Origin of the sequence: Hyphomicrobium sp. DY-1 (assembly GCF_047497105.1) — a bacterium.
Classification (GTDB): Bacteria; Pseudomonadota; Alphaproteobacteria; order Rhizobiales; family Hyphomicrobiaceae; genus Hyphomicrobium_B.
Genome location: NZ_CP134870.1, coordinates 3957987 through 3984838, shown reverse-complemented (window position 1 = coordinate 3984838; position 26852 = coordinate 3957987). Strand labels below are relative to the sequence as shown.

The window sequence follows — 26852 nt, the reverse complement described above, 5'->3', positions numbered from 1 at the left end:
AATCCAGATGAGTGAAAGGCAAGTGAGTTGCCGATCGAGAGGCAACCTCTCCACTGATCATGAGGCACAATTATGGTGCAACGCACGCAATGTTACTCTCATGAAAATACTATGTAATGCGACGTTTTGTTCGCTTCCGCGAACGCGCTCGATGCGTTGTCTACTTATCTCCATCCGCTAACGTCATTGCTCGAGACGTGTAAAAGTCGGACGCGAACTGATGCATCGCATTAACGTTCCCTCTCACGGCCAGATACCTTTATCCGCATGGCGCGCTGCCATCAGGTGGCGCCGTGGAACAATCATTACGTGGACACTCTTAGGCTTCGCTGCAGGAGCTTTGGCGCTTGGCACCGAGCAACGCCGACACGTCGTGACAGGCGAGGTCTTGCTGCCGTCGTTGAACGCAAGCGTCACAGCATCGGATGCCGAGGCGCGGGAAAGTTTCGTCGCGGCTCAGATCGAGACAATCAAGAGCGATCACATTATTTCCGAAACTCTCGACAAGCTCGCGTTTTGGGGTGAAGCGAACGGTCCGGCGTTTTCCGAGCCGGCTCTTTTGACAACATCCCTCGCGAGCAGTGAGCCGCAACAAATGTCATCTGTTGCGGAGACGGATGCCGAAAGACTCAAGACGATCGGAAAGATCAAGGACCTTCTAACCGTATCTCCTGTGGCATTGGGATCCGCGATCAGAATCACGCTTGCGTCGCGCGATCCATATAACGCCGCGAAGCTCGTAAATGCCGTGCTTGATGCTTACATTGAGGATTACAAAAAAACGATCGGAAATGGGCCCAAACAAGCGGTGCAGGAGTTACAGCAACGCCTCGATACGTTGCAAGAACGTGCGGCTACCGCAGAGGAACAGGCACAGGCAGGACCCAGCAGACCCGTCGAACGCAAAAAGCTCGAAGCTTTAGCAAGCACCTATCGCTCGCTACATCAGCAGACACTTAGTGAGTACGCCAACGCGCTTAACGCCGAGCCACAGGCTGCGACGGGACCAAGAATTCTGACGCGGGCGAGCGCTTCACGCGCTTCTCCCACTTTCAGTACGGCGATACTTGCCGCAGCACTTTTGGGTGGCGGCCTCATTGGCCTCGCATTTGCTGCCCGTCGCGAGTTCGTTCTTCGTCCTGTTCGCACTCCAGAAAATTTGGAGCTCAACCTGGGATTACCTGTACTTGGCGTTGTCTCGCTTGTGCCTGGCCGCAAACTGTATCCAAAGAACGGCGCTGAACCGCCACTTCTTTTGCATGACGACAAGGACGGATTGCGCGGCATTCTTCTACGCCTGCGAGAAAACCTCAATAACGGCACATGTGTTGTCGGCGTCGCCTCAACGCGCAACGGCGAGGGAAAATCAACGCTCGCGTTCAACCTCGCGGTGCTCGGTGTTGAAGGCGGCGCACGCGTTCTCTTAATGGACGGCAACCTTCATCGACCGGCACTTGCGCGCGGACTGACTGGTACGCCGGCAACAGAATTGCTGAGCGCATTGAAGAACCCTACAGATCTCGTCGACAATGTCACGACGACGGAATTCGGCTTTGATTTTCTGGGCGAACGCAGCATTTCCGATGACGTGCGGCCCGCTGTGCTGATGGCATCACCTGAGCTGGACAGGCTGATCACCAGCGCGCGCGGCAGCTATGATCTCATAATCTGTGATCTGCCCGAGCTTACAAACCACGCGGATGCCGAAGCCGTCGCGACTTCACTCGATGTCTGCGTAATCGTCGCGGAGTGGGGATCCACATCGACCTTCACACTCATGCGGGCACTTAAAACGTCGCCTGCGGTTGGCGTCCGTGCAGCAGGTGTCATCATCAACAAGGCTCCGTTGGAGGTTTTGCGGTCAGCTTGAGATCGTCTCGTTGGCTCTAGGAGGTTGTTCATGCGTGTATTGCATGTTGTTCGCCAGTTTCATCCGGCCGTGGGCGGCCTCGAAAATATGGTGCTGTCGTTAGCACGCGCCCAACTGAGAGCTGGGCTGCAAGCAGAGGTGCTCACTCTCAACCGCCGCTTTCAAGATCTCGACACAGTGCTTCCTTCACGCGATTGCGTTGAAGATATTCCTGTTAGGCGCATTCCCTTTCGCGGTTCACGGCGCTACCCAGTTGCTCCGCAGGTTTTGTCACACGTTGAAGATTTCGACTTGATTCACGTCCACGGTGTCGACTTCTTTGCGGATTTTCTATCAGCCACCGCGCCATGGCACAGAAAACCAATGGTATTGACGACCCACGGCGGCTTCTTCCATACGACGTTTGCGCGACGCCTGAAGCGCTTCTATTTCAGGACCATCACAAAGTCCTCGGTCCGCAATTACCGTCGCGTCATCGCCTGCAGCGAGAACGACGCTCAGACCTTCAGCACAATCGCGGGCGAACGTGTTGTGGCGATCGAAAATGGCGTCGACATCCAAAAATTCAGAGATGCCTCAAGTCGAGAATACCAACCGAAGATCGCATATTTCGGTAGATTCGCGGCCCACAAAGGTATTCTGAACCTCATCAACGCATTCGACCTCGTTCGCCATGCGATCCCGGACGCCCGTCTCGTATTGATCGGAAACGATAGCGACGGAATGCTACGCATTATAGAGGCGGCCTGCGCCGACGGCTTGCGCGACGGCAGCATCAAAATTCTGACCGATCGAAATGACGGAGAGATTGCCGATGAACTTTCTACCTGCAGCTTCTTCGCGTCGGCGTCCCAGTATGAAGGATTTGGGCTGACGCTCGTCGAAGCCATGTCTGCCGGGCTCATACCGATTGCAAATGAAATTCCAAGCTTCGAAGCGATCCTGCGACGCGCCGGCATCGGGCTTCTCACGAATTTCGACGAGCCAGAAGTAGCAGCCGACCACCTTCTCAGATTCATGCTGGCATCTTCCGAGCGCTACACCGAATTGCGATCTGCAGCTATAGCGGCAGCAAAGCCTTACGATTGGACACAGGTCGAGCAATTATATCGCAACGAATATGAGCGGGTCCTCGGCCACAAGACACGCACACTGCTAGGCGTTGAAATCAGCGTGATGTCGCGCAATGATGCCGTCGATGCGTTGGATCAGGCCGTCGCCCAGAATTTTCAACAGCGCATAGCATTCGCCAATGCTCACACGCTTCGCCTGGCGGCACGAAATCCCGATTTACGTAAGGCGCTACGGCGCTTTCTTGTTCTCAACGATGGCTTCGGTGTTGATATCGCCAGCCGCATGAAGTTTGGCAGACGATTTCCCGCCAATCTGAACGGAACTGACTTTGTCCCGCACTATCTGAGCAATACCCGGCATAGATTGCGCATTTTCCTGCTGGGCGCGCGACCGGAAATTGTCTGCTCCACCGCCGCCCGGTTTGCCGCTTTATATCCGCGCCACTCGATCGTCGGAGCCCGCGATGGATATCTGTCGCAAGAGACAGACATCCAACTTGTACGCCACGAGATAAAGACCTCCAAAGCCGACATACTTCTCGTCGCCATGGGAAATCCACTTCAAGAAATCTGGATAGACAAGCACTGTCATGATCTGCCGGTGCCACTTCAGCTCGGCGTCGGCGCCCTTTTTGACTTCGCGTCTGGACGCATCAGAAGGGCACCAGGTTGGATTCGCCGCGCCCGATGCGAGTGGCTGTATCGCTTAGCGCTCGAGCCTCGCCGGCTGTTCTCTCGCTATGTAGTGGGAAATATCGTTTTCTTGCATCTTGCCACTCGCGACCGTCGCACCGGCTTCGCGCCATGAGCGACGTAACCAGCCTATCGAACAGCAATGCGAATTTTCGTTCATCCGGCCTAGCAAACAGCTGGCTGCTGGACGTTGCCCCATCCGCCATCGTAATCGCCGCCATCATGTTCAACGCTGGGCTGGCCGTCGTGAATGCCAACGTGATGGCGCTCACGCCATCCCTCGTCATGCTCGTCGAGGGGATGCTGACTGCGACTGCGCTCGCGGTTGCACTGCTTCGATGGCGGCCTGAGATGGCGCCTATCGTCGTCGTAATGAGTCTCATTTTCCTGTTCGGTGTTGTTCGCGCCATCGCCACCGGAGAGCTGCAACCCAAATACATCCGCGACGTGATGATCATCCCCGTGTTTCTGCTCCTGGGAATGGCATCGTCAGAACGCTATCTGGTGCGCACTGTCCTGTTCGTCCAAACAGTAGTGCTTGCTGTCTTTTTGCTTGAGTCATTCTTGCCAGACATACACTCGGCAATTTTCAAAATTCAGGAATACTACATAAACACCCGCGGAACCCGCGCCGATCAGTTCTACAATTCGAACTCCGATCTCTTCGTCAGCGCCACGCGTCCGAACGCGCGCTATTTTCCATGGGTCAACGAACTGCGGATGTCATCGATATTTCTCGAGCCGGTATCGTTGGGAAATTATTGCAGTATCATCGTTGCGTTTACGACCTCATGCTTTCGCCGCATTGGCTTGCCTGCCACAATCTATCTCGCAGTCACGACCGTCCTATTGCTTATGGGCTGCGACGGCCGGCTCGCTGTACTTGCCTCGGTCATTATTTTGGCGGCAGCGTTTGTGACGCCGTACCTGCCTCCGTACTCCGCGATCATCTACCTTCCGCTGGCGGGGCTTACGTTATTTTCTGCCGCGGGCCTCTTCGGACTAAAATCTGGAGAGGACGATTTCGCAGGGCGACTGGCCGGAACGGTCGAAATCATTCATCGGTTCGAACTTCCGGACCTGCTTGGAATCTCCGAACAATTCGTCAACTCTACGGTTGATAGCGGCCTTGCCTATCTTATTGTGACGCAATCTCTCCCCGGCCTCATCCTGCTTTGGACTTTCATCGCGTGGCATGTCTCCGAAAAGACGACGGAGCAGGTTCGCTTTACGCACGCACTCTGTATCTACCTCACCCTGTCCATGTTGGTCAGCTATTCGCTTCTGACAATTAAAACCGCCGCGCTCCTGTGGTTCATCCAAGGTGCCCTCCAGGCGGGGGGCGACGCGGAAGGAAATCAAATTCCCGCGTTAAAAGGAGCATAAGATGGTTCTCAAACCAACGCGCCGGACTGTGATTGCCACGGGCGCCGCTGCGATCGCCGCGCAGGCTTTGAACGCACCGGCGCTGTCGGAAAATTCTTCTGCCTACTGCGCGGGCGTCAATATCGCCGGCGGTGAATTCGGAAAGCTACCGGGAAAATATGGTACCGACTATTCGTATCCTTCGAAGGAGAGCTTCACCTATTTCGCCGCGCGGAATTTCAATCTCGTGCGTCTGCCTTTTCGGTGGGAACGCCTGCAGCCGGCACTCAACTCGGATTTAGATCGGCAAGAGTTGGAACGCCTGAAGGCGTCCGTCGACGCCGCGAGAGCTACCGGCCTCAAAGTTGTTCTCGACACTCATAATTATGCGCAGCGCCGCCTTAAGACCGACGACTGGAAGGAAGCACACGTCATCGGATCGGAAGCTGTGAGCGCCGCAGCTTTCGCCGACTTTTGCGGGCGGCTCGCTGCCGCGTTCAGAGATGACAACTCGATCATCTTTGGATTGATGAACGAGCCAACTGGAATTGTCGCGTATAATTGGCTGCCGATTGCTAATGTTGCGCTCGCTGCCATACGAGCGAGCCAAGCAAAGCAACTCGTCTTTGTTCCGGGCGTGAACTACACCGGAGCCCATTCTTGGTTTTCTTCTGGAAATGACCTGATGGCGGAGGTCGTCGATCCGGAAAGAAACTTCGTGCTTGAGGTCCATCAGTACCTTGATCAGGACTCCTCGGGAAAGACCGGGGATGTCGTGGGACCCGATGTGGGATCGGACCGATTGCACAAGTTCCAGACTTGGGCCCGCGCAAACGAAATTAGAGCATTTCTTGGAGAGTTTGGTGCCGGTCGTGACCCGAAATCGTTGGCCGCTTTGAAAAACATCTGTGTCACCATGCGCGACAACCGTGATGTTTGGATGGGTTGGGCCGCGTGGGCCGGCGGCGACTGGTGGCCCGACGACTATCCTTTGAATCTTTCGCCAGCAAAGGACGGGTCTCCACGACCTCAGTTGGAAATTTTGTCAGCACAGGCAGCCCAATTCATTCACGGCAATCCGACGGAGCAGCGTCAGAACTGATGTCACTCACAATGTCATCGCCAGTGTTGCGTCTTAGCGTGTTTGCGATGCGCATATCCGGCATTACGAGTAAGTTCCTTCTCGGCCTGTTCATCGCGAAACTCATGTCGCTGACCGATCTCGGTATATATGGTCTGCTTCAGGGGCAAGTCGCAATTTTGCCGATCGTTCTTCGCCTCGGTTTAAATCGCCAAGTGGCGCGCGAGTTGACAGACGTCAGCCACACCGAACAGTCGCTGCTCATTGCGGGATACTTTTCGCCGTACGTCATCTTGTACGCTCTTGCGCTCATGATGGCCGCGGCACTTGCGATGGCGGACGTGATCCCCTGGCTCGCTGTTATTGTTGTTGGCCTCGTGGCAGGCGAACACTTGGTTATGGACGGCTATGACTTTTTGATTCAGCTCCGGCGCCCATTTGCGGCAAATGTGGTGCTGAGCGTCCTTTCGACATCGTGGCCAATCGCATTCATAGTTGCTGCATACTTCGAGCCCACCTGGCGCACGATATATGCACTATCGGCATTCTGGCTGGGCGGCAGCGTAGCCGCGACGATTCTGATCACAGTGTTTCTTCGATCCCATCTCTCGGCATTTCACCTTCCCACTATTGAGCGGGTTCGCCGATCCATTCGCGCATCCGCACTTCTTTATGGAAATAGTCTGGCATCGACAGCCACAATCTATCTCGACCGCTATCTCGTTGGCGCGTTCCTGTCACTCGAACTTGCTGGCGTGTACTTCTTTTTCTGGCAAGTCGGAACGGCCATATATAATCTCGTGAATTCTGGGCTTATGTCATTTGCACGGCCTCACCTCGTGTCTGCTTTTCAGGCTGGAGACGATGATGCATTTCGAGATCTCGACATTCAGACCACGCGGAGCGCCCTTATGGAGGCGACGCTCCTCGGATTGGCTGCTGCATGCGTGGTCTGGTTCATCGTGCCTTATCTAGACCGCCCCCTTCTTATCAAATACCAAGCCTTGCTTTGGCTCTTGCTCGCCGCGACGCTCGCACGGATCATCGCCGAGATGGGGGCATTGCGTCTCTACTGCAGGAGCCGCGATCCGTTGCTCATGAAAAGCACTTTGCTTTCCGCCTTGCTCACTGCCGTGTTCCTGCCCACAGGCATCTGGACCGGCGGCGTTTACGGATGCGCCCTCGCGTTGGCACTGATGTACGTTTTGGTTGCTGTCTACCGCGCACACGATCCTTACCAAGTACGCACGCCATCCCCCCAGTCATAGGAGTTTAATATGCAGAATGGTCTGAGAACGACGCTTTCGCACCTAGCGTGGAAGCTCGCGCCGGTACACATGCACGATCGATATTTGGCTCATGATAAATTTGCTGAGAGAGAAGAGGACATCATCGGCGACATCGTCGATCCTAATCGTGGGAGCATAGATGTTGGCGCAAACCTTGGCCGCTATACGATCCTGCTTTCGAAACATACTGAGTTTGTCATCGCGTTCGAGCCGCATCTCGAAGTAGCGCGGCTATTGAAGGATCTTGTTCGCCGCAAGGGCATCGACAACGTCACAATTGTCGAGAAGGCCGCATCTTCGGCCGCCGATCAAACGCGCCCTTTCTTCCTTCCCACCGAAGGGACAGGGCACTCAACCCTCGAGCAAACTGCTCAAAACGGTTCAACAGACGTTACCGAAGTTACGACCGCCACGCTCGACCAACTGGCAGGCCATGATGTCGGCTTCGTAAAGATAGACGTCGAAGGCCATGAATACGACGTTCTTTGCGGTGCAAAGCAATTCATCGAGGCGAACTCACCCACGTTCCTAATCGAGATCGAGACGCTCGTCGCTCCTGGCCAAATTGCCCTCATCCGCGAGTTCTTCGAAGAGCGCAATTACGCTGGCTACTATATTTACAAAAATGCGCTTCATCCGATTGACGCGTTCGAGGACCGGCTGCAGGACCGCAAAGCTCTCGACTGGTCACGTTCCCGGCGGGACATGGACTTCGTCAATAATTTCCTTTTCGCCCCAAGAGGACCAGCTTCTGAGCAATTGGCTGAACGCATCGCGACTGGGCTAACCAGGTGAATTAGTTGAAAGCTATCCTGCACTCTAATGTGGACACGGCTCGCCGGAGAGAAGGAATTATTTGATGAGCACCATTTATCCAGTGATCTTGTCGGGTGGTTCGGGGACGCGGCTTTGGCCGCTGTCGCGCTCGATGTATCCGAAGCAATTCATTCGCTTCTTTAATGGTCAGAACACGTCGTTTCTGGGTTCGGCATTGGCGCGCTTGCCGCAGAAGGCCGGTTTCGAGGCGCCGATCCTGCTGTGTAACAACGATCATCGCTTTCTCGTGCGCGAGGAAGTCGACCGCGCCGGCATCGAGCCTAAGGCCATCATTCTTGAACCGATCGCGCGCAATACGGCGCCGGCGATTGCAGTTGCGGCGCTGATCGCGCTGCGTGACGATCCAAATGCGATCCTCGCCGTCATGCCGTCCGATCACGTCATCGGCGACGAGGCGCTCTTTGCGGAGAATATCCGGCGGGCCGCCGCCGTGGCCGAGACGGGCAAGCTCGTTCTCTTCGGCATCACGCCGACGGAGCCCCACACCGGCTACGGCTACATCAAGCGCGGCGCGGCGCTGTCAGGATTTGACGGCGACGCCTTCGAGGTTGCGAGCTTTGCCGAAAAGCCCGACCGCGCCACCGCCGAAGATTATCTGGCTGATGGCTCGTACTTCTGGAACAGCGGCATCTTCGCGCTCAACGCCAAGACGTTCCTCGCCGAGATCGAACGCTACGAACCGGGCATTCTGGACGCCGCGCGCGCGGCGCTCGCGGGCGCCAGCGAAGACCTCGGGTTCCTGCGGCTGGATAAAACGAGCTTTGCGGCCTCGCCAAACATCTCGATCGACTACGCGGTGATGGAGAAGACGAACAAGGCCGCGATCCTGCCGATGGATGTCGGCTGGAACGACGTCGGCTCATGGTCGTCGCTGTGGGATATCGCGCCGCGCGACGACAAGGGCAACTTCATCAAGGGCGAAGCCGTGCTGGAAGATACGTCCGGCTGCTATGTCCACTCCGAGAAGTCGATCGTGTCGACGATCGGGCTCAACGATCTCATCATCGTCAACACACCGGATGCGCTGCTCGTTGCCGACAAGACCCGCACGCAGGACGTTTCGAAAGTCGTGCAGCGGCTGAAGCTGTCGAACCGCAAGGAGCAGGAACAGCACCTGCGGAACTATCGGCCGTGGGGCTACTTCGAGACGCTGAACATCGGGCCGCGGTTCCAGGTCAAGCTGCTGCACGTCAAGCCCGGCGGCAAGCTGTCGATGCAAATGCATCATCATCGCTCCGAGCATTGGATCGTGGTGCAGGGCACGGCGCAGGTTTCGATCGGCGATAAGGAACAGCTCGTTCGCGAGAACGAGAGCGTCTACATTTTCGCGACGCAGTGGCACCGGCTGCAGAACCCCGGCAAGGTTCCCGTCGAGATCATCGAGGTGCAGATCGGGTCCTACCTCGGCGAGGACGACATTCAGCGCACCGACGACATCTACAATCGCCAGCCCGAAGAGACGAGATAAAGAGGGCGCCCACGGCGGCACGCGCAGCCTGAAAGAAGCAGACTGGCGGCTGCTTCCCAGGTCGGCCGGCTACAACGGAGAGAACCGCAGCCGATCAGCCAGTTCATCTAATGAACACGGACTCGTTCGGCTCTAGCCTGACAAGCCATCAGTAATCCCAGAAGAGCGGTACCCATCGAAAGGCATCACCATCTACCGCCACCCGGCCAACGGACGGAAAGGAAAGATGAGTGGCCACCAGCATTGAGCCGGTCTCTGCCAGCTCCCGCAGAAGACGGATGCGGACGCGGGCTGCTTCCTCTGGGTCGTGCTCGAACCCGTTGTGCCAGTCTGGGTGCTCGAACCCAACCGCGAACATGGCGTCGCCAGCAAACATCAGCCGATCGCCGCCAGATGCCAAGCGAACCACGCTGTGTCCGGGAGTGTGGCCGCCAGTGCGATAAACAATTACTCCCGGCGCCACCTCTTGCTCCTCATCGAACCGCTGTAGCTGACCGCTATACTCTTGCACGAACCGTTGGGCAGCCACCCGAAGTGCGTCCGGAAAACCCGGGGGCATCGCGGTACGAGAGAAATCAGGTGACTCCCAGAACGCAATCTCGGCGGCAGCAACATGTATCCGCAGGTCTGGACGCAGTCGGTCCTTCACTCCGTCCACAAGCAGTCCCCCAACGTGGTCCATGTGCATGTGTGTCAGCACCACATCGGTCACGGTCGAAAGATCAATGCCGGCGGCTTCCAGTCGCTTGATCAGTTGCCCCGCGCGCGGCAGGTGCAAGTCCGGATCTGATCCTAGACCCGCGTCGATGAGGATCGTCCTTCCGCCACTGCGGACCACAACCGCGTTCAGCGCCCAGTCGAAAGCATCTGGCGGCAGAAACATTTCTTTCAGCCAGTCAGCCCTGTCTGCTGCCTCGACGTTGGGTCCCAACATTGCCGTCGGTAGCGGGAGCACCCCGTCGCTGATGACAAGTACATCAATGTCGCCGACACGCACAGCATAACGCGAGGGAACAAGCTCTTCGGCAATCCGATTGTCGGATTGCAGTGGATTGTGCAGATTCATTTTAGTCTCCTGAAAGAAATGTGACGTCTTTCGTGAAATGTCGGGCGATGATGAAAGACAAAAGTTCTCCGTTCACGAGATGCGCGTGCGCCGTGTACATGCCGCGCGGTAATTTCTCGTAGATTTGATGCGCGCTTCACTGGAGCAGTTTCGGCGAAGCGGAGCAGGATGACGGCACGTGCAGTCTTTCAATCGCGAGACCTTCAGCGCCGCGCGCTAGAGTTTGCCGATCGCCTGAGAGCCTTTGGCTCCTAAGACGCGTGTCGAACACTTCTCAGTCATCGCCCAGGCGGTGATTGAAAGGCCAAGGATTGCCGGCAGGGTCACCGCAGGAAAGTCCCTAGGAATGACAGAAGCTGAGCAGATGCCAACCGCAACCTCCCAGAAGTGAAAGAGTGCATGCCCGGCGAGCCAGAGTGACGGCGCGGCCCAAAAGACGATCCGGAGATCGGCTCGCGCAACGCCGAGAAAAAACGCGGCGCCGATGAAAACGAAGATCAGTCCGATGTCCCGCACGAAGTGCTGGTTGAAGGGCCCGGTTGTCGTAACGCCTGGCACGGCGAAATACCAATTCTCCGGCGCAACAAGCATGAAGATGCCGTTCGCTATCGCGACAACGCCGAGGGCGACGGCAATGGCAAGAGAAATGATTTTCGGCATATCTATTTGATTTCCATTCGTTGAACGAGACGGAGACGACAATGGAGCGATAACGTTCATGCTGCAGACCGCTGCGCCAACCAATCCGCAAAGCGGACCTGTCCGAGGATCGCGTTGTCGTCGGCCGTCAAGGATTTGTCGTTGAGCTCGGTTCCAAAATAACGAGCATGGACGTCGGCAATCACCCGCCGGCGATCGCCCGTCGCGGAGAGATAGAGACGGCCGATTTCATCGAGTGGGACCTTTTCTGGCCCTGCCACCTCGACGATACCGTTCGCCGGCTTTCCGACAGTAAGATCAGCCAGTGCCCGCGCCACGTCGTCCGAGGCGATGGGTTGCAGAAACGCCGGCGACAAATGAACGTCGTTACCCTTGGTCGCCGATTGGGCGATGGCAGCGACGAATTCGAAGAATTGCGTGGACCGCAATATAGTGAACGGAATTTTGGAGGCCCTGATTAGCGCCTCCTGCGCAACTTTGGCGCGAAGATAACCGCTTTCAGGAAGGCGGTCAGCACCGACGACCGACAACGCCACGTGATGCTCAACTCCGGCCGCAGCCTCCGCGGCCAGAAGATTGCGTCCCGACGTTTCAAAGAATTCAAGAACAGCCTTGTCTTCGAACGACGGCGAATTGGCGACGTCGACGACAACTTGTGCGCCAGACAATGCCCCGGCGAGTCCCTCTCGCGTGATGGTATTAACGCCCGTGTTGGGCGATGCCGCGATGGTTTCGTGTCCTTTCTCCTGAAGATGACGAATAAGTTTCGTCCCGATGAGCCCACTTCCGCCGATGACCACGATTTTCATAAAGGCTCTCCAAATCAAGCGCAGCGCATCCGTCGCTGTCTTTGCGGAGAATGCCGGAACGCGGTCACGACGACTTTGCCGGCACCTTGAAAAAGGCTTGAGTTTCTCTTGAAAATCCGTCCAAGCTCGACTTTGAAGGCAATGCGCCCATTTTCGCAGACCGTGCGTATCAGAGCGTGCGGGAGTTCGCGTTGTGCGGCTTGGATGGAACGCTTACGTGCATTTTCTTTTCAGAGATTGCGTGCTCGATCCGGAGCGGCGGGAATTGACGCGGGCATCGCAAGCCATTGCCCTCGGCCCGCAAGTCTTCGATCTCCTGCTTTTTCTTCTCCGCAACCGTGATCGCGTCGTGAGCAAGGACGACTTGCTCGATACCGTCTGGGCCGGGCGAATTGTTTCGGAATCGACGCTCACCAGCCATATTAATGCCGTCCGCAGGGCAATCGGCGATACCGGAAGCGCTCAGCAGCTCGTGAAGACGATCCCGCGCAAGGGATTTCGCTTTATCGGCGATGTAAGGGAAGCCAATCCGCCGAACGGCTCTACAGCTCCTTCAGCGGATTTTCCGATCGGCTTTCCGCCCTCCGAACTTTCTAATCTCGGCAAACCTTCGATTGCCGTTTTGCCCTTTCAAAGTCTGTGCGGTGACCCCGAACAGGCGTATTTTGCAGATGGCGTCGTCGAAGAGATCATTACAGCCCTGTCGCGCGTGCGTTGGCTGTTCGTGATCGCTCGCAACTCAAGTTTCATTTATCGAGACTGCGCTTTCGATGTTAAGCAAATCGGGAGAGAACTCGGCGTTGGCTATGTACTTGAAGGCAGCATGCGTAAGGCGGCCGACCGCATTCGCATCACCGGCCAGCTCATAGATGCAACGACCGGATCACAACTCTGGGCAGAGCGTTTTGAAGGAACGCTCGACGATATATTCCAGCTTCAGGATCGTATCGCGGCCGGCGTCGCCGGAGCAATCGGCCCGCACGTCGAACTTGCTGAAATCGAACGCGCGAAACGCAAGCCGACGGCCAGCCTCAATGCCTACGATTTATATTTGCGCGGCCTTGCTCATGTGCATCGCGGAACGCGAGAATCAATTGAACTGGCCCTTCCACTCTTCGGAAAAAGCATTGAACTCGACCCCGATTATGCGGTCGCGCACGCAATGGCAGGTTGGTGCTATTTTTGGCGCAAGATCAATGGTTGGTGTGCAGATCGCGATACGGAAATTGCAGAGGGAACACGATTAGCACATAGGGCTGTCGAATTGGGACGCGACGATGCTATCGCTATAACACGCGGCGCCCATGCCTTGGCCCATCTTGCAGGCGATCTGGACGCTGGGATTGCCCTCCTCGACCGCGCGGTATTTCTCAATCCCAATCTTGCCTCGGCTTGGTTTCTCGGCGGCTTCCTGAGAACCTGGCACGGTGAAAGCGAAAGCGCCATCGCGCACTTCGAGCGCGCAATGCGGCTCAGTCCATTGGATCCCGAACTCTATCGTATGCAGGCGGGAATCGGCATGGCGCATCTCTTTGCGGGACGTATAGAGGAAGCGTCTCGCTGGGCGGAGTTATCCTACAGAAACTTGCCGAGTTTTCTCATGGTGATCGGGCTCATCGCAGCAACACGAGCGCTTTCCGGACGGATCGGCGAAGCCCAACAGGCAATGGCTCAGCTTCGGGAGCTGGATCCATCGCTCCGCATTTCAAATTTGAAGGATTGGTTATCCATTCGCCGCCAGCAAGACGTCGATGTCTTCTCAGAGGGCCTACGCATTGCGGGGCTGCCAGAGGTCTAAATCTCATGAGCGCCTAGCATCCCATATTGGACAGTAAGATCGGCTCCTACAGTCGCGAAAGACCCAAGCGACTTTGCAACTCTGGTGCAGAAGCGATTGCGCCTATTACGGCTGGCGATGCTCGCAGCTCAGAAACCTGAACTGGAATTGAAAGGACGTCGGTCGTTGACTTTTTTCGCCATTCGGCAAATTCGGCGGACTAGACGGCTTAGACGGCAATCTCGTGATAGACATCGCGATCGCCAAACACGTTACGGTGCCTAGCTGTTTTCGCCGACGACCGTTCTAAGGCTCCCCCAGAACGAACTACGTGAGGCGCGCGACATCGACTTGCACCGCAGCTGGAAGCGTCAGAACAACGCCAAGGCCGCCCATACCTGATTTTTGCAACTTGATATTGCCGCCATAGAGTTCTGCCAAATCGCGGACGATAGAAAGTCCAAGTCCGGAACCAGCCTCACGGGAGTCCCATCGTTCACCGATTTCGAAAACAACCTCAAATGCCTCAGGCGGAAGCCCTTTTCCATCATCCTCGACATATAAGCTAAAGCATTTGTCAGAAGGCCGCCCATGGCAAGAGATGCGAACATGCGAGTTGGCATGTTTGCACGCGTTATCGACGATATTCGCCAACATCTCGTTCAGGTCTTGTGAATCGCAGGCCACCAATAGCCCCTTCGAAACATCGTCTGATATCTCTATGCCGCTCTCCCGGTACAATCGGTCAAGGGCTCGAGAGACTTCTTCTGCAGCCTTGTGAACTTCAGCTACGGTCCCTGGCACCGAACGCAAAGCGACGGCGCGCGTGCGGGCGATCTGATAGTCAATCTGTGTTTGCATCTTGCGGCACTGAGCCAGTATCGTCGCCGACGATTGCGGCAGTCCTTGTTCATCAATGCGATAAGCCTCATCCACCATAACAGCGAGAGGCGTTTTTAATCCGTGCGCCAAGTTACCCGCTTGCGTCCGGGCTCTCTTAATCAACTCTCCCGTTGACACGAGCAACGCATTGAGGTCGTCCACCAGCGGACGAACTTCCGTGGGGTACGTTCCCTCAAGCCTTTTGGCAGCACCGGTTCGCACATTCGCAAGAGCCGTTCGCAATGCATCCAACGGCTTCAGTGCGTACAAGATCAGAAGCGCGGCGCCAAAGATCATCGAAAGTCCAAACACCGCAAGCGACCACGACAGGATGCCGCGAAATCGAGATACGACGTCATCGACGTGTCGCTGATCCGTCCCGACAATAAAGCGTATCGGACGAGCGCCGGGCGATATTGAGACAGCCCTTTCCGCGATGAGGACAGTCCCAGACGGCCCCGCGACTGCGCTGGTCCGCATTCCAAGGTCTGTCACATCATTAGCTGGAATTGAAAGCTGTTTGCCATTGAGAGAGGCAGACCTTGCGAGAACATCACCTGCCTTCGTGATTTCCCAATAGTAGCCGGACATCGGGATATCGTAGCGAAGATCGCTTAGACCACGCTTGAGCTGTGGCGACCCGGTGAGTTTAAAGTCCGTCAAATGAACAAGTTCGTCGAGGTGCTCATAGATTTCCAAATAAACCTGATTGGTCACATGGCGTTTGAAGATCCCCGAGAGCACGAAGCCCGCCGCAATCATGGCGATGGCAATCCAAAGCGTCGCAGCAACGATCAGCCGGCGTTTCAAACTGGTCATACCGCTTCAATCCATCCGGTAGCCAAGTCCGCGCACTGTCGTAATGACGTTCGGACCAAGCTTCCGCCTCAAGCGGCTAACGTACACCTCAATGGTGTTCGACTCTCGAGTATCCTCCAGAGCATAGAGATGGTCGATGAGCTCGGCCTGCGATACGACGCGGCCGATGCGGTGCATGAAATAAGAGAGCATCTTGAGTTCGCTCGCCGTCAATTCGACAGCTTTACCATCGAGCAGAACGCGACTTGAAGCCGTATCGAGCGAGAGGGCGCCATGGACTATGACCGGGCTTGCAATTCCCGAGGCCCGGCGGATCAACGCCTTGAGCCGTGCCGCGACCTCTGGGATGTGGAAGGGCTTCGTGATGTAATCATCCGCCCCTGCGTTAAGACCGTCGACTTTCTCTGCCCATGTCCCACGTGCCGTGAGAATCAAGATAGGCATCTTGCAATCGCTCGCACGCCAGCGCTTGAGAACGTCGAGACCCTGCATCTGCGGAAGGCCGAGATCGAGTATTGCCGCAGCATACTCATCTTCGATCCCCATAGCGTAGCCATCGCTGCCGTTGTCGGCGCGCTCGACGGTAAATCCCGATCGCCCAAGTCCTGTCACGAGGCGGTCGGCGATCTCGTCATCATCTTCGACTAGCAAAATGCGAATGGGCTTCTCCTGCACATTGCAGAAAAATTAGCACAGTCAGCCTGAAACGAACCTGAAAAAGTGTCGTCAGGTTTGCTGCAGGTTCAATTCAGCTTCTTTTCAGCTCGGCACCGCATGTCTCCGCGCACGGCATCGCCGTGAAAGGATTCATCGATGGACCGAAGAACAGTCCTCTCCCAGATATTTGCATTTATTGCACTTATATCGCCGGTAAGCGTCTACGCAAAGGACGTCCGAATTACCGAAGAGCAGATCCGAAATCTCAATATCCATGTCGAGCCTGCCCAGCCGGCGAGCAGGGAGACGATAGCGATTCTGCCAGGCACCGTCGTTCCTCCTCTGAATTCCCGTCTCGTTGCGGCAGCGCCATTCGCGGGTACGACTACACAGGTGCACGTGCTGCCGGGTCAGCGCGTGAAGAAGGGAGAGCCGCTGATCACGGTTTCCAGTCGTGAGCTACTTGATGCCCAAAGTCAGCTCGCGCAATCTGAGGCCGAATTGCAAACAGCCGAAGCTATCGCACGTCGAAGGCGCGCGCTCGCCGACAAGAATTTCCAGAATCCGACGCTGGCGGATGAAGCCGAAGCACAAGTGGCGAAAGTACGCGCCGTCCTTGACCAGCATAGGCGCGCGACAGCGCTGAACGGAATAATCACTCGCGAGAACGGACAGTACACCATTCCTGCGCCAGCTGACGGTACAGTCGCCGAGACGCTCGTCATGCCCGGTGAAAAAGTCGAGGCGATGGCCGGTGTCGCGACCATCGATACAAGCGACGAGTTGTGGGTGCAGATCCAAGTGCCCGTGGACATCATCGCGCTCGTGAAGCCTGGCGATGTCGTACAGATAATCAACGGGCCAGAGGGCCGGGTCGTTTCCGTCGGAGGCTCTCTCGATCGCGCCACGCGTTCGGCTGTGATGTTCGCGGCGATTCCGGGCAACTCTCACCTCTTCGCCGGCCAGATTGTTTCGGTAGCCATTCAACGCTCAACCGTCTCGGGAGCCGTGAACGTTCCGGCTTCGGCTGTTGTCCGGATCGGCGAACAGGCAGCGGTTTTTGTCCGCAGCCAAGGCGGGTTCGCAGTCGTTCCTGTGCGATTGCGCGGCAAATCCTCGAGCATCGCCACGATCTCAGGTTCGATCACAAGCGACGCCCAGGTCGCGGCAAGCGGACTGCCTCAGCTCGAACGTCTTTCGGCTGGGAACTAAAAGAATGCTTCGCCGTCTTATTGAGTTCTCTCTCACGCAAAGAGCCTTCACTTTGTTGGTGTTCGGCCTCGTCGCCGCGGCGGGAGGCTACGCGTTTCGAACGATCCCAATCGACGCTTTCCCGAACATCTCGCCGGTTCAGGTGAAGATGATTCTCAAAGCACCCGGCATGACGCCGGAAGAAGTCGAGACACGTGTCATCACGCCGATCGAGATGGAACTGCTGGGAATTCCAGGACAGGTCGTTTTGCGATCCGCCGCGAAATACGCCATCGCAGATATCACCCTCGACTTCGCGGACGGGACCGACATCTACTGGGCACGCCAGCAGGTCGCGGAACGCTTGGCGGGAATTCGCGGCGACTTGCCAACAGACGTTACAGGCGGCCTCGCACCGGTCTCAACCCCGCTCTCGGACGTCTTCATGTTCACCATCGAAGGTGGTGACCTATCGCTCGAACAGCGGCGAAGCCTGCTCGATTGGACAATACGTCCGGCGCTTCGAACAATTCCCGGCGTTGCTGACGTCAATGCACTCGGCGGCCTAGTCCGAACGTTCGAAGTCATACCCAATCACGCAGCTTTGGCAGCTTCCGGTCTCGGCGTCTCGGATATCGCTCAGGCCATAGAAGCGAACAATCGCAACGACGGTGCGGGGAGATTGAGCGAAGGCGAGAAAGCGCTTGTCGTACGCGTCCAGGGGGCCGTCCAAACCCCTAAAGATCTTGAGGCGATCATTCTCAAACGCGACGGCAACCGCGTGTTGCGCCTCCGCGATGTCGCGAAAGTTGAGGTGGGCAGCCTGACACGTTACGGTGCCGTAACCGAAGATGGAAAAGGCGAAGCCGTTGAAGGCTTGGTTTTATCGCTGCGCGGCGCTGACGCCAGCGCCATTGTCAAGTCCGTCCGACAACGGCTAGTTGATCTCGGCCCCAGCCTTCCCAAAGGGGCGCGGATCAACGTCTTCTATGACCGCTCCGATCTGATTTCCAGCGCGGTTGGCACCGTCAGGAAAGCTCTAATCGAAGCTACAGTGCTCGTGGTTGTTCTGCTTGTTGCCTTCCTGGGCAGCTTCCGCGCGGCATTCGTCGTCGCAATCACTCTGCCGTTCGCGGCTCTTATGACTTTCGTCATGATGCAGCTGTTTGGCATGTCCGCAAATCTGATGAGCCTCGGCGGCTTGGCGATCGCCATCGGTTTAATCGTAGATGCGGCTGTCGTCGTTGTCGAAAACACAGTCGAGCATTTGCAGCACAACAGAGAACTAGCTAGCGTTCCGAAGCTGCATACCGTCTACCGGGCGGCGAGCGAAGTTGCAGTGCCGGTTGCAGCTGGAATTCTGATTATCTGCCTCGTCTTCTTGCCGCTGCTGTCACTACAGGGACTCGAGGGCAAACTCTTCGGGCCAGTGGCGCTGACAATCATTTTCGCGCTGAGCAGCTCCCTCATCCTGTCATTGACCCTGATCCCGGTTCTTTGCTCGTTGGCACTGAAAGCTGGATCCCACCCCGAGCCGCCGCTCATGCGGCTTTTAAATCGAGGCTATCGCGCGTTGCTGGCTGCCTGCCTCGCCTTCCCGCTGCCGGTCTATCTGATCGCGGCGGCGGGCGTAGGTCTCATCGGAATTGCTTACAGCGCGATCGGAAAATCATTCATGCCGACCATGGATGAGGGAGCGGTGATCATGCAGATCACGAAGCATCCCTCCATCAATCTGAAGGCCAGTATTGAAGGCGACCTTCAGATCCAGCGCGTCCTCAAGGAGAAAGTCCCCGAGATCGAACGCATCGTCGCGCGTGTGGGATCGGACGAGCTGGGCCTCGACCCCATGGGGCTCAATGAGACCGATACCTTCATGGTCTTCAAGCCGAAGAGCGAGTGGCGGGTTCCCGACAAGTCTTGGCTGCTCGAACAGCTTCGCGAGGCGATGGCAAACGTACCGGGCTACGAGTTCGCGTTTACACAGCCGATCGAAATGCGGACCAATGAGATGCTGACGGGTGCACGCGGCGATCTCGCCATCAAGATTTTTGGTCCAGACCTGAAAACACTATCCGATCTTGCTGGTAAAATTCAGGAGACGTTGAGCAAGGTCCCCGGCGCCGCGGAAGTCTCTACGGTCGCTAACGATGCTGTTGACTATCTGAAAATCAATGTCGACCGGCTCCTAACGGGGAGTTCTGGGCTTTCGGCAACGAAGCTGCAAGACGAACTCCGCTCGACACTCGAGGGGACTTCCGCAGGGATCGTCGCGGAGCCCGGGCGTAGAACAAACATTATCATACGCGGCGAACGCGAGGTTCGCGATGCTCCCGAGATCTTCGCTGCAACGCAGCTCGCGACTGGCGACGGCGGCCTCATTCGTGTCGGCGATGTTGCAAAGCTTGAGCGCGTTGCTGGCCCGGTCAAAATCGATCGCGAAAACGCATCTCGGTTTGCCGTTGTTCAGGCTTATGTCACTGGCCGCGATCTCGTTGGGTTCGTTGATGATGCACAACGGGCGGTCGCTGCCCAGGTACAGTTGCCCCAAGGATATTATCTCGTCTGGGGCGGTCAGTTCGAAAATCAGCGGCGCGCCGCCGCCCGTCTGACGATCGTCGTTCCGATAGCCCTAGGGCTCATCTTCGGTGTTCTCTTCGCAACCCTGCGCTCGCTTCGCCAATCGCTCCTTATCCTTGCCAACGTGCCGTTTGCTCTCGTCGGCGGTGTCCTTGCGCTCTGGGTTTCTGGTCAATACCTGTCCGTGCCCGCTTCGGTCGGCTTCATCGCCCTTCTCGGCATAGCCGTTCTGAATGGTTTGGTCCTCGTCACCCATTTCAATGAGCTGCTGGCAGCCGGCGCGAGCGTTGGCGAGGCCGTATATGAAGGCGCTCTTCGGCGGCTTAGGCCCGTGATGATGACAGCCAGCATTGCCGCATTTGGGCTCGTCCCACTGCTGTTTGCGAATGGGCCGGGCTCTGAGATCCAGAAGCCGCTCGCGATCGTCGTCATCGGTGGCCTCGCAACATCGACAGCGCTGACTCTCATTTTACTGCCGATCCTCTTTCGGCGTTTCGGAGCAGCCGGAACACGCTCCACCAATCTCACCGGACAGCTCACATGGACAAATCCCTTTGCAAACTCACGCTCGTCTGCCCGCCCGATGCCATCGACAACATCATCGAACTGATGCTTTCGCGCGATCCGCCCATGCCCGGCTTCACGACATGGGAAGCTGAGGGACATAGCTTTGGTTTCTCCGGCACGACAGTGAACGAGCGCGTGCGCGGCCGTGTCAAAAGACATCTCATAAGCGCTGTTCTCGAGCGTGCCGAGGCCGACGATATTCTGGAAGCCATCGCACAACGAATGCCCATTTTTCATATGCTCTTTTGGATTGAACCCATTGAGCGCTTTGCCCGGCTCCAGCCGCTTGCATCAGCCAACGAGGCTATCCCTAAGAAAGGGAGCAAGCGATGAGCGTCAGCTTTTTTACCGAAACCATCCTGACCCTTGTCGGGCCAGCCCTTTTCGTCGGCGGCGTCTGGGCTCTGGCGGTGTGGGCACTCAATCTACCGGACGCGCAAACACGCCGATTTCATCATCTCCTTTCTCCGCACCGCAGGATTTCGACACCCCCCTGTGATCGATCTTCCACGCCTGAATCCAAATGCAATGTTGCCAAACTAAAGGAACATTAAATATGCGCAGGATCTCTGCTCTACGGTTATTTGCGATAGCCGCCTGTCTTTGCTTCGCCAATGGCAGCTTGGACATGGCAAAAGCTTCAATTGTCGAAACGCTGACGGAAAGGACAACTTCCGAAAAGTTCACTCGCCTTGCAGATGCTCGAAGCTATCGCCACTGCCACAACATCCACACGCGTGTTTACTGCCACAAGGGCGACAGGCTACCCGTGAATTGGCCCCCGCTTTCCGATACGCCGCGCCAAGACCGAATAGGTTCCTCAAACTCGATCGAATTTCCCGCGGCCGTAAAGCAAATGCGAGTGTTGAAATGAGTGAACAGGCAGAACCACGTAAATCGATTGCGTGAATGAAAAACCGCAGCAGCATTGACAGGTGTCAAGCACCGCTTGCAGAAATGCTTTCATACTTTCGGCACCATGCGCACAATCAAATACACATTTTGGATCTTCCTCACGGCGCTGACGGCGTTGTGGATACTCGCCGAGCCCGCGGCATTCACAACGAAAGACTTCTTCGGCCTCCGCTCCCTGATGATGCAATACACGGGCGTTCTCGCCGTCGGATGCATGAGCGTAGCCATGATGCTCTCGCTCCGTCCGCGATGGGTTGAGCCATGGCTCGGCGGTCTCGATAAAATGTACCGTCTCCACAAATGGCTCGGTATTGGCGCATTGGTTCTCGCCATATCACATTGGTTGTGGGCAAAGGGCCCCAAATGGGCCGTAGGCTTCGGACTTCTTGAACGGCCTCTCCGCGGGCCACGACCTCCGGCGGCCAACCAAATCGAACAGATTCTTTTAACACTTCGCCATAACGCCGAGGAACTCGGGGAATGGGCTTTCTATGCGGCAGTGATTCTCATCGCCATCGCCCTAATCCGCAGCATCCCTTACCGTTTCTTCTATCAGACTCATAAACTCCTTGCTCTCACATTTCTCGTGCTCGCGTTCCATTCCGCCGTACTTATCAAATTCTCTTACTGGTCTTCTCCAATCAGTATTGTCACGGCATTATTGATTGTTGGCGGTGTATGGTCAGCTGTCATCGTTCTTCTAAGGCGCATCGGGGTCGGGCGACAGGCGAAGGGCCGCATCACGTCTCTTGAGTATTATCCCGGCGTTCGGGTTCTTGAGACCGAGATCGATGTCCCTTCTGGGTGGGCAGGCCATAAACCAGGCCAATTCGCTTTTGTTGTATCGGATCCCTCTGAAGGCGCGCACCCATACACAATCGCGTCCGCATGGAATGATGCGAACCATCATATCAATTTTATCGTCAAAGAGCTTGGCGATCACACGCGACGGATCAAAGACAAGCTTGTCGTGGGGCAGGAGGTGAGAATTGAAGGTCCATATGGATGCTTTGCTTTCGACGACACCTGCCCGCACCAGATCTGGATCGGCGCAGGTATCGGCATCACACCCTTTATCGCGCGAATGAAATACCTCGCCAAATTGCGCGCCGATGGCCACACGCCTTCACCTCAAAGGATCGATCTCTTTCATCCCACTGCCGATTATGATGAGGTAGCGGAGCGCAAGCTGAGAGCGGATGCAGAGGCTGCCGGCGTGCGCCTGCATTTTCTCGTCGATGCACGCCACGGACGTCTTAGCGGCGACCGCATCCGTGCGGAAGTTCGCGGATGGGCGGCTGCGAGCATCTGGTTTTGTGGACCTGTCGGATTTGGAGAAGTCTTACGCCGGGATTTTGCAGATCATCAATTCCCGATCGAGAAGCGGTTCCACCAAGAACTCTTTACAATGCGTTAGGCATCAAATTCCGGAAGAACAAACCAAACAGTTTCTTTTTCTCGATCAAAAGCACCAACGCTCTCATTGCATTTCGCTCAGGATTTAAAGCGTAACAAATGCTGTCACAAGAAATTTCAAAAGCTGCGAGGGAAATTGCGCAGGCGCTAAAGCGCATCGCCTTCACCAACCCAGCCTACGTCGTTCTTTCATCCGAAGATGGAGAGCATTTAGAACAGCTCATAGGTAATGCAGCTGGCTTCACTAATTTATATGGCGACCGGTATATCTATCGAGTTACCACGATCTCTGGCGTAGAATTTCGCTGGATTTCCAGACATGCAAAAATAATTAAGTCCTGACGAGTTGCAAGGAAAGAGCGCACGTTTGCAATTTCGACTGGGGATTTCGCCTTAGGAACGATCGTTATTATTACTTCCATGGTGCACACTGGCGATCGCGTACAAAATGGCCTGGGACGTCGGTGTCTGTGTATCAACGAACAACACCAATCCCGCTGTGGCGTGACCAAAGTGCAAAAGAAGCAGCGACGGCGGTGATATTCTCACCGCCGTCGACCTAGCGGTCTTTGGTGTTTTCAGAGCACGCGGACCAGAGTGTCCCACCTGCAGTCATCGCCCGATGAAAAAGATTAGCATCCGTCATCGTGCTAAACTTAAATGTCCCTCTCCCGCTCAACGGAAGACCGTCAAGATGGTTATGGCTTCTGTGCGGATTCCACAACGGAACTCCTACTTCGCTTGACGCGCTCGCGGATTGTTTGAAAGAGCACATAAAGCATCGGAATGAGAAAAATGCCGACGATGCTTGCCCCGAGCATTCCTGCGAACACGGGAGTTCCGACATCGCGACGACTGATCATCGCGGCGCCCGTCGCGATAACGAGCGGATAAAGGCCGAGGATGAACGCGATCGACGTCATCATAACGGCACGAAATCTCATCTGGGCTCCCAGCACCGCCGCGTCCTCGATGGTATCGCCGTGCTCTCGACGTTCTTTGGCAAACTCGACAATGAGAATGCCATTTTTCGCGGCAAGTGCGATTAGGACGACGAGGCCGATTTGCGCATAAACGTCGAGGGACAAGCCCGCGATCTTGATACCGAGGAAGGCACCGAGTACGCCAACCGTGACCGACAACAATACCGGCACAGGAATCATCCAACTCTCATAAAGCGCGACCAGGAACAGAAAAGCGAACAGCACCGCAAGCGCCAAGACAATCGCTGTCTGCCCCTGCGCTTGGTGCTCCTGATACGCCGTCCCGGTCCACTCGAAACTATAGCCTGGCGGTAACGTCTTGGCGGAAACCTCCGTCATCGCCTCGAGCGCAGTGCCGGAAGCTACGCCCGGCGCCGGCGAGCCATTGATGGTGGTCGACCTGTAGTTGTTGTAACGACCTATGGTCTGCGGACCGAGAACTGTCGAAACGTTTGCAACTGAGCGCAGCGGTACCATCTGCCCTGTTTTATTGCGAACGAAGATCTTCCAGATAGCTCCGATATTGCTGCGATCGGCAATTTCGCCCTGCAGATTGACCTGCCAGACACGGCCGAAGAGATTGAAGTCGTTGATATAGGTACCGCCCAATGTCGACTGCAGTGCGGAAAAGATGTCGCTGATCTCCAGGCCAAGGGCCTGCGCCTTATCGCGGTCGATATTCAAATAGATCGATGGATTGGATGCCGTGAAGGTCGAGAACACGCGCTGCAATCGCGGATCCTGGTTTGCCGCAGCGATCAGACCTTGCATCACATTGCCCATGGTCGCGGGATCAGCGCCTTCGAGATTTTCGAGCTGATATTCGAAGCCACCGCTCGTCGACAACCCGATGATGGGCGGGACGTTGAATGCAAAGATTTGAGCGCTGCTTATTTGCTGCGCGGCCATCGTCACTTCGCCAATCAATGTCTGCGCTGAATCCTTTGCTGTCTTGCGGTCGGCGAAGGGTTTGAGACGGGCGACCATAAATGCTGAGTTTGGCTGTGCCCCGCTGTCCAGCAAGGAGAAACCAACAATTGCGAGACTATCTTGAATCTGGGGATAGCGCTTGAGAATCGCTTCAGTCTGCTCGACGACTTCCGTGGTTCGATTGACCGAGGCTCCATCCGGTAGCTGGATCATAATGAAGAAGGCCCCCTGGTCTTCCTCTGGCACAAATCCTGTCGGCGTTTCTTTAGCCACGAAGAAGACGGCGGCTGCAGCCGCAGCCACTGCTGCAAGGCTCAAAATCGAAACGCGCACAAGGCGACGAACGACGGCCGTATAGCCATCGCGGACGTGATCGATGCTGCGCAGTACATAAGCCATTGGGCCGCGCTTCTCCGAGCGTCGGAGCACGATGGCACAGAGCGCTGGAGATAGCGTCAAAGCATTGAGCGCCGATATAACCATGGCGGCGGAGATCGTGACGGCAAACTGTCGGAAGAGTTCTCCGGTCAGTCCCGGAATGAAGGCGATGGGCACAAATACCGACAGCAAAACAAGCGTGATGGCAATCACCGGCGCTGTGATCTGCGCCATCGCTTTCTTCGTCGCTTCGGCTGGCGAAAGCTCAGGCTCTTCCTCCATCACGCGTTCCACATTCTCAACCACCACAATCGCGTCGTCGACGACGATGCCGATAGCAAGCACCATTGCGAGAAGCGAAACGGTGTTGGCCGAATAGCCGAGCGCCAGCATAACGGCAAACGCACCAATCAGACTGACGGGAACAGCAATTGCCGGAATAATGGTCGCGCGGGCACTTCCAAGAAACAGGTAGACGACGAGAATGACCAGCACGAATGCTTCGCCGATTGTGCGGATGACTTCATCTATCGTGTCGCTTACAAACTCGGACGTGTCATAGACCACGCGCGTCTTAAGGCCCTCAGGAAAGCTCTTCGACATATCTTCTAGCGCTGCCGTGACGCGGGCCGCCGTTTGAACGGAATTGGCGCCAGGAGACAGATAGATTGCGATTGCCACCGCGGGCTTGCCGTTCAATCGCGAACCGACATCGAGATTCTGCGCTCCAAGCTCGGTCCGAGCAACGTCGCGAACGCGCAAGACCGACCCATCCGGATTGGCGCGGACGACGATATTGCCAAACTGCTCCGGCGTTTCGAGACGTCCTTGGGTCTGCACATTCATCTGGAACTGCTGATCATCCAAAGCCGGCTGAGCACCGATCCGCCCGACAGGTGCCTGAACGTTCTGTGCTTCGATGGCCGATACGATATCGGATGGTTGCAAACCGAGGTTCGTTAGACGCTGCGTGTCGAACCAAATGCGCATTGAGTAATTTTGCGTGCTGAAAAGGCTCGCCTGCCCGACGCCTTCGATCCGCTTCAAGCGATCGAGAACATTGATCGTGGCGTAGTTGGTGATAAAGAGCGGATCCTGTTTACCGCTTTCGGAATAGAGAAATATGAATTGAAGAATAGCCGATGACTGCTTCTGCGCGGTGATGCCTTGCTTCTGAACCTCTTGCGGCAGACGCGACAGCGCAGCTTGCACGCGATTGTTGACGTTCACCGTATCTATGTCCGGGTCTGTCCCGAGCGCGAATGACACCGTCAGATTATAGCTGCCGTCGTTGCCGCTGTTCGACTTCATGTAAAGCATCTTGTCGACGCCGACGATCTGGGATTCGAGCGGCTGGGCGACGGCGGCTTCGACAACGCTGGCGGAGGCACCCGGATAGGTCGTCGAAACTTGCACCTGAGGCGGCACAAGGTCAGGGAACTGCGCGACGGGAATACGCGATATTGCAAGCGCGCCCGCTATCGTGATGACAATGGCGATGACGATCGCCAGCCGAGGCCGGTCGACAAAGATTGCTGAGAACATG

The 26852-nt window shown here is 56.2% G+C and carries 20 protein-coding genes; 13 read left to right on the top strand and 7 right to left on the bottom strand.

Annotated elements, in window-relative coordinates; all coding sequences use genetic code 11:
- Window positions 1-220: 220 nt before the first annotated feature.
- From RLW41_RS19425 to RLW41_RS19395, 7 genes are all read left to right on the top strand, one after another.
- Window positions 221-1870 (top strand): hypothetical protein, encoded by a 1650-nt coding sequence (locus tag RLW41_RS19425; RefSeq protein ID WP_414462550.1) that lies wholly within the window; start codon window positions 221-223, stop codon window positions 1868-1870.
- Window positions 1871-1900: 30 nt separating this feature from the next.
- Entirely contained in the window at window positions 1901-3751 is a 1851-nt protein-coding gene (locus RLW41_RS19420) for a WecB/TagA/CpsF family glycosyltransferase (RefSeq protein ID WP_414462549.1), read from the top strand.
- Window positions 3748-5022, top strand: coding sequence for a polysaccharide biosynthesis protein GumE (locus tag RLW41_RS19415; protein WP_414462548.1), 1275 nt, complete (start codon window positions 3748-3750; stop codon window positions 5020-5022). Before RLW41_RS19420 ends, RLW41_RS19415 begins: the two co-directional genes overlap by 4 nt.
- A gap of 1 nt (window position 5023) precedes the next feature.
- Window positions 5024-6103, top strand: coding sequence for a glycoside hydrolase family 5 protein (locus RLW41_RS19410; protein ID WP_414462547.1), 1080 nt, complete (start codon window positions 5024-5026; stop codon window positions 6101-6103).
- Window positions 6103-7350 carry a lipopolysaccharide biosynthesis protein gene (locus RLW41_RS19405; RefSeq protein ID WP_414462546.1) on the top strand — a complete coding sequence of 416 codons (1248 nt, stop codon included), beginning with the start codon at window positions 6103-6105 and terminating at the stop codon, window positions 7348-7350. The genes RLW41_RS19410 and RLW41_RS19405 overlap by 1 nt, the downstream gene beginning before the upstream one ends.
- A gap of 9 nt (window positions 7351-7359) precedes the next feature.
- Window positions 7360-8166, top strand: coding sequence for an FkbM family methyltransferase (locus RLW41_RS19400; protein ID WP_414462545.1), 807 nt, complete (start codon window positions 7360-7362; stop codon window positions 8164-8166).
- A gap of 64 nt (window positions 8167-8230) precedes the next feature.
- Window positions 8231-9676 (top strand): mannose-1-phosphate guanylyltransferase/mannose-6-phosphate isomerase, encoded by a 1446-nt coding sequence (locus RLW41_RS19395; RefSeq protein WP_414462544.1) that lies wholly within the window; start codon window positions 8231-8233, stop codon window positions 9674-9676.
- 148 nt (window positions 9677-9824) lie between these two features.
- Here the strand turns inward: RLW41_RS19395 and RLW41_RS19390 are convergent, their stop codons facing one another.
- From RLW41_RS19390 to RLW41_RS19380, 3 genes are all read right to left on the bottom strand, one after another.
- Window positions 9825-10742: an MBL fold metallo-hydrolase gene (locus RLW41_RS19390; protein WP_414462543.1), complete on the bottom strand. Its 918-nt coding sequence runs from the start codon at window positions 10740-10742 to the stop codon at window positions 9825-9827.
- Window positions 10743-10958: 216 nt separating this feature from the next.
- Entirely contained in the window at window positions 10959-11402 is a 444-nt protein-coding gene (locus RLW41_RS19385; RefSeq protein ID WP_414462542.1) for a hypothetical protein, read from the bottom strand.
- Between the two features lie 56 nt (window positions 11403-11458).
- Window positions 11459-12211 carry an SDR family oxidoreductase gene (locus RLW41_RS19380; RefSeq protein ID WP_414462541.1) on the bottom strand — a complete coding sequence of 251 codons (753 nt, stop codon included), beginning with the start codon at window positions 12209-12211 and terminating at the stop codon, window positions 11459-11461.
- 217 nt (window positions 12212-12428) lie between these two features.
- Here RLW41_RS19380 and RLW41_RS19375 point away from each other — a divergent pair, with 217 nt between their 5' ends.
- Complete coding sequence (locus RLW41_RS19375; protein ID WP_414462540.1) at window positions 12429-14009, top strand: winged helix-turn-helix domain-containing tetratricopeptide repeat protein; 1581 nt, start codon at window positions 12429-12431, stop codon at window positions 14007-14009.
- Window positions 14010-14315: 306 nt separating this feature from the next.
- On the opposite strand, the gene RLW41_RS19370 is transcribed toward RLW41_RS19375, so the two are convergent.
- Together RLW41_RS19370 and RLW41_RS19365 are read right to left on the bottom strand one after the other, a co-directional pair.
- Entirely contained in the window at window positions 14316-15689 is a 1374-nt protein-coding gene (locus RLW41_RS19370; protein WP_414462539.1) for an ATP-binding protein, read from the bottom strand.
- 6 nt (window positions 15690-15695) lie between these two features.
- Window positions 15696-16349, bottom strand: a complete 654-nt coding sequence (locus RLW41_RS19365) for a response regulator transcription factor (RefSeq protein WP_414464616.1) — start codon at window positions 16347-16349, stop codon at window positions 15696-15698.
- 153 nt (window positions 16350-16502) lie between these two features.
- Here RLW41_RS19365 and RLW41_RS19360 point away from each other — a divergent pair, with 153 nt between their 5' ends.
- From RLW41_RS19360 to RLW41_RS19350, 3 genes are read left to right on the top strand one after another with little or no spacing between them, the layout of a single operon-like run.
- On the top strand, window positions 16503-17558 hold the full coding sequence (locus tag RLW41_RS19360; protein ID WP_414462538.1) for an efflux RND transporter periplasmic adaptor subunit: 1056 nt from the start codon (window positions 16503-16505) through the stop codon (window positions 17556-17558).
- 4 nt (window positions 17559-17562) lie between these two features.
- Complete coding sequence (locus tag RLW41_RS19355; protein WP_414462537.1) at window positions 17563-20727, top strand: efflux RND transporter permease subunit; 3165 nt, start codon at window positions 17563-17565, stop codon at window positions 20725-20727.
- Window positions 20727-21017 carry a DUF3240 family protein gene (locus tag RLW41_RS19350; protein WP_414462536.1) on the top strand — a complete coding sequence of 97 codons (291 nt, stop codon included), beginning with the start codon at window positions 20727-20729 and terminating at the stop codon, window positions 21015-21017. The genes RLW41_RS19355 and RLW41_RS19350 overlap by 1 nt, the downstream gene beginning before the upstream one ends.
- Window positions 21018-21104: 87 nt before the next feature.
- Here RLW41_RS19350 and RLW41_RS19345 read toward each other — a convergent pair whose 3' ends face one another.
- A complete protein-coding gene (locus tag RLW41_RS19345) occupies window positions 21105-21371 on the bottom strand; it encodes a hypothetical protein (RefSeq protein ID WP_414462535.1) in 267 nt (88 codons plus the stop codon).
- A 292-nt stretch (window positions 21372-21663) separates the two neighbouring features.
- Here RLW41_RS19345 and RLW41_RS19340 point away from each other — a divergent pair, with 292 nt between their 5' ends.
- Window positions 21664-23016, top strand: coding sequence for a ferric reductase-like transmembrane domain-containing protein (locus RLW41_RS19340; protein WP_414464615.1), 1353 nt, complete (start codon window positions 21664-21666; stop codon window positions 23014-23016).
- A 98-nt stretch (window positions 23017-23114) separates the two neighbouring features.
- Window positions 23115-23357 (top strand): hypothetical protein, encoded by a 243-nt coding sequence (locus tag RLW41_RS19335; RefSeq protein ID WP_414462534.1) that lies wholly within the window; start codon window positions 23115-23117, stop codon window positions 23355-23357.
- 356 nt (window positions 23358-23713) lie between these two features.
- On the opposite strand, the gene RLW41_RS19330 is transcribed toward RLW41_RS19335, so the two are convergent.
- Window positions 23714-26851: an efflux RND transporter permease subunit gene (locus tag RLW41_RS19330; RefSeq protein WP_414462533.1), complete on the bottom strand. Its 3138-nt coding sequence runs from the start codon at window positions 26849-26851 to the stop codon at window positions 23714-23716.
- Between the last annotated feature and the right edge of the window lies 1 nt (window position 26852).

What these genes read in the sequence shown, in the direction of transcription:
- RLW41_RS19425 (WP_414462550.1), top strand. Translation starts at nt 221, where the DNA reads ATGCATCGCATTAACGTTCCCTCTCACGGCCAGATACCTTTATCCGCA.
- RLW41_RS19420 (WP_414462549.1), top strand. Translation starts at nt 1,901, where the DNA reads ATGCGTGTATTGCATGTTGTTCGCCAGTTTCATCCGGCCGTGGGCGGC.
- RLW41_RS19415 (WP_414462548.1), top strand. Translation starts at nt 3,748, where the DNA reads ATGAGCGACGTAACCAGCCTATCGAACAGCAATGCGAATTTTCGTTCA.
- RLW41_RS19410 (WP_414462547.1), top strand. Translation starts at nt 5,024, where the DNA reads ATGGTTCTCAAACCAACGCGCCGGACTGTGATTGCCACGGGCGCCGCT.
- RLW41_RS19405 (WP_414462546.1), top strand. Translation starts at nt 6,103, where the DNA reads ATGTCACTCACAATGTCATCGCCAGTGTTGCGTCTTAGCGTGTTTGCG.
- RLW41_RS19400 (WP_414462545.1), top strand. Translation starts at nt 7,360, where the DNA reads ATGCAGAATGGTCTGAGAACGACGCTTTCGCACCTAGCGTGGAAGCTC.
- RLW41_RS19395 (WP_414462544.1), top strand. Translation starts at nt 8,231, where the DNA reads ATGAGCACCATTTATCCAGTGATCTTGTCGGGTGGTTCGGGGACGCGG.
- RLW41_RS19390 (WP_414462543.1), bottom strand. Translation starts at nt 10,742, where the DNA reads ATGAATCTGCACAATCCACTGCAATCCGACAATCGGATTGCCGAAGAG.
- RLW41_RS19385 (WP_414462542.1), bottom strand. Translation starts at nt 11,402, where the DNA reads ATGCCGAAAATCATTTCTCTTGCCATTGCCGTCGCCCTCGGCGTTGTC.
- RLW41_RS19380 (WP_414462541.1), bottom strand. Translation starts at nt 12,211, where the DNA reads ATGAAAATCGTGGTCATCGGCGGAAGTGGGCTCATCGGGACGAAACTT.
- RLW41_RS19370 (WP_414462539.1), bottom strand. Translation starts at nt 15,689, where the DNA reads ATGACCAGTTTGAAACGCCGGCTGATCGTTGCTGCGACGCTTTGGATT.
- RLW41_RS19360 (WP_414462538.1), top strand. Translation starts at nt 16,503, where the DNA reads ATGGACCGAAGAACAGTCCTCTCCCAGATATTTGCATTTATTGCACTT.
- RLW41_RS19355 (WP_414462537.1), top strand. Translation starts at nt 17,563, where the DNA reads ATGCTTCGCCGTCTTATTGAGTTCTCTCTCACGCAAAGAGCCTTCACT.
- RLW41_RS19350 (WP_414462536.1), top strand. Translation starts at nt 20,727, where the DNA reads ATGCTTTCGCGCGATCCGCCCATGCCCGGCTTCACGACATGGGAAGCT.
- RLW41_RS19340 (WP_414464615.1), top strand. Translation starts at nt 21,664, where the DNA reads ATGCGCACAATCAAATACACATTTTGGATCTTCCTCACGGCGCTGACG.
- RLW41_RS19335 (WP_414462534.1), top strand. Translation starts at nt 23,115, where the DNA reads ATGCTGTCACAAGAAATTTCAAAAGCTGCGAGGGAAATTGCGCAGGCG.
- RLW41_RS19330 (WP_414462533.1), bottom strand. Translation starts at nt 26,851, where the DNA reads ATGTTCTCAGCAATCTTTGTCGACCGGCCTCGGCTGGCGATCGTCATC.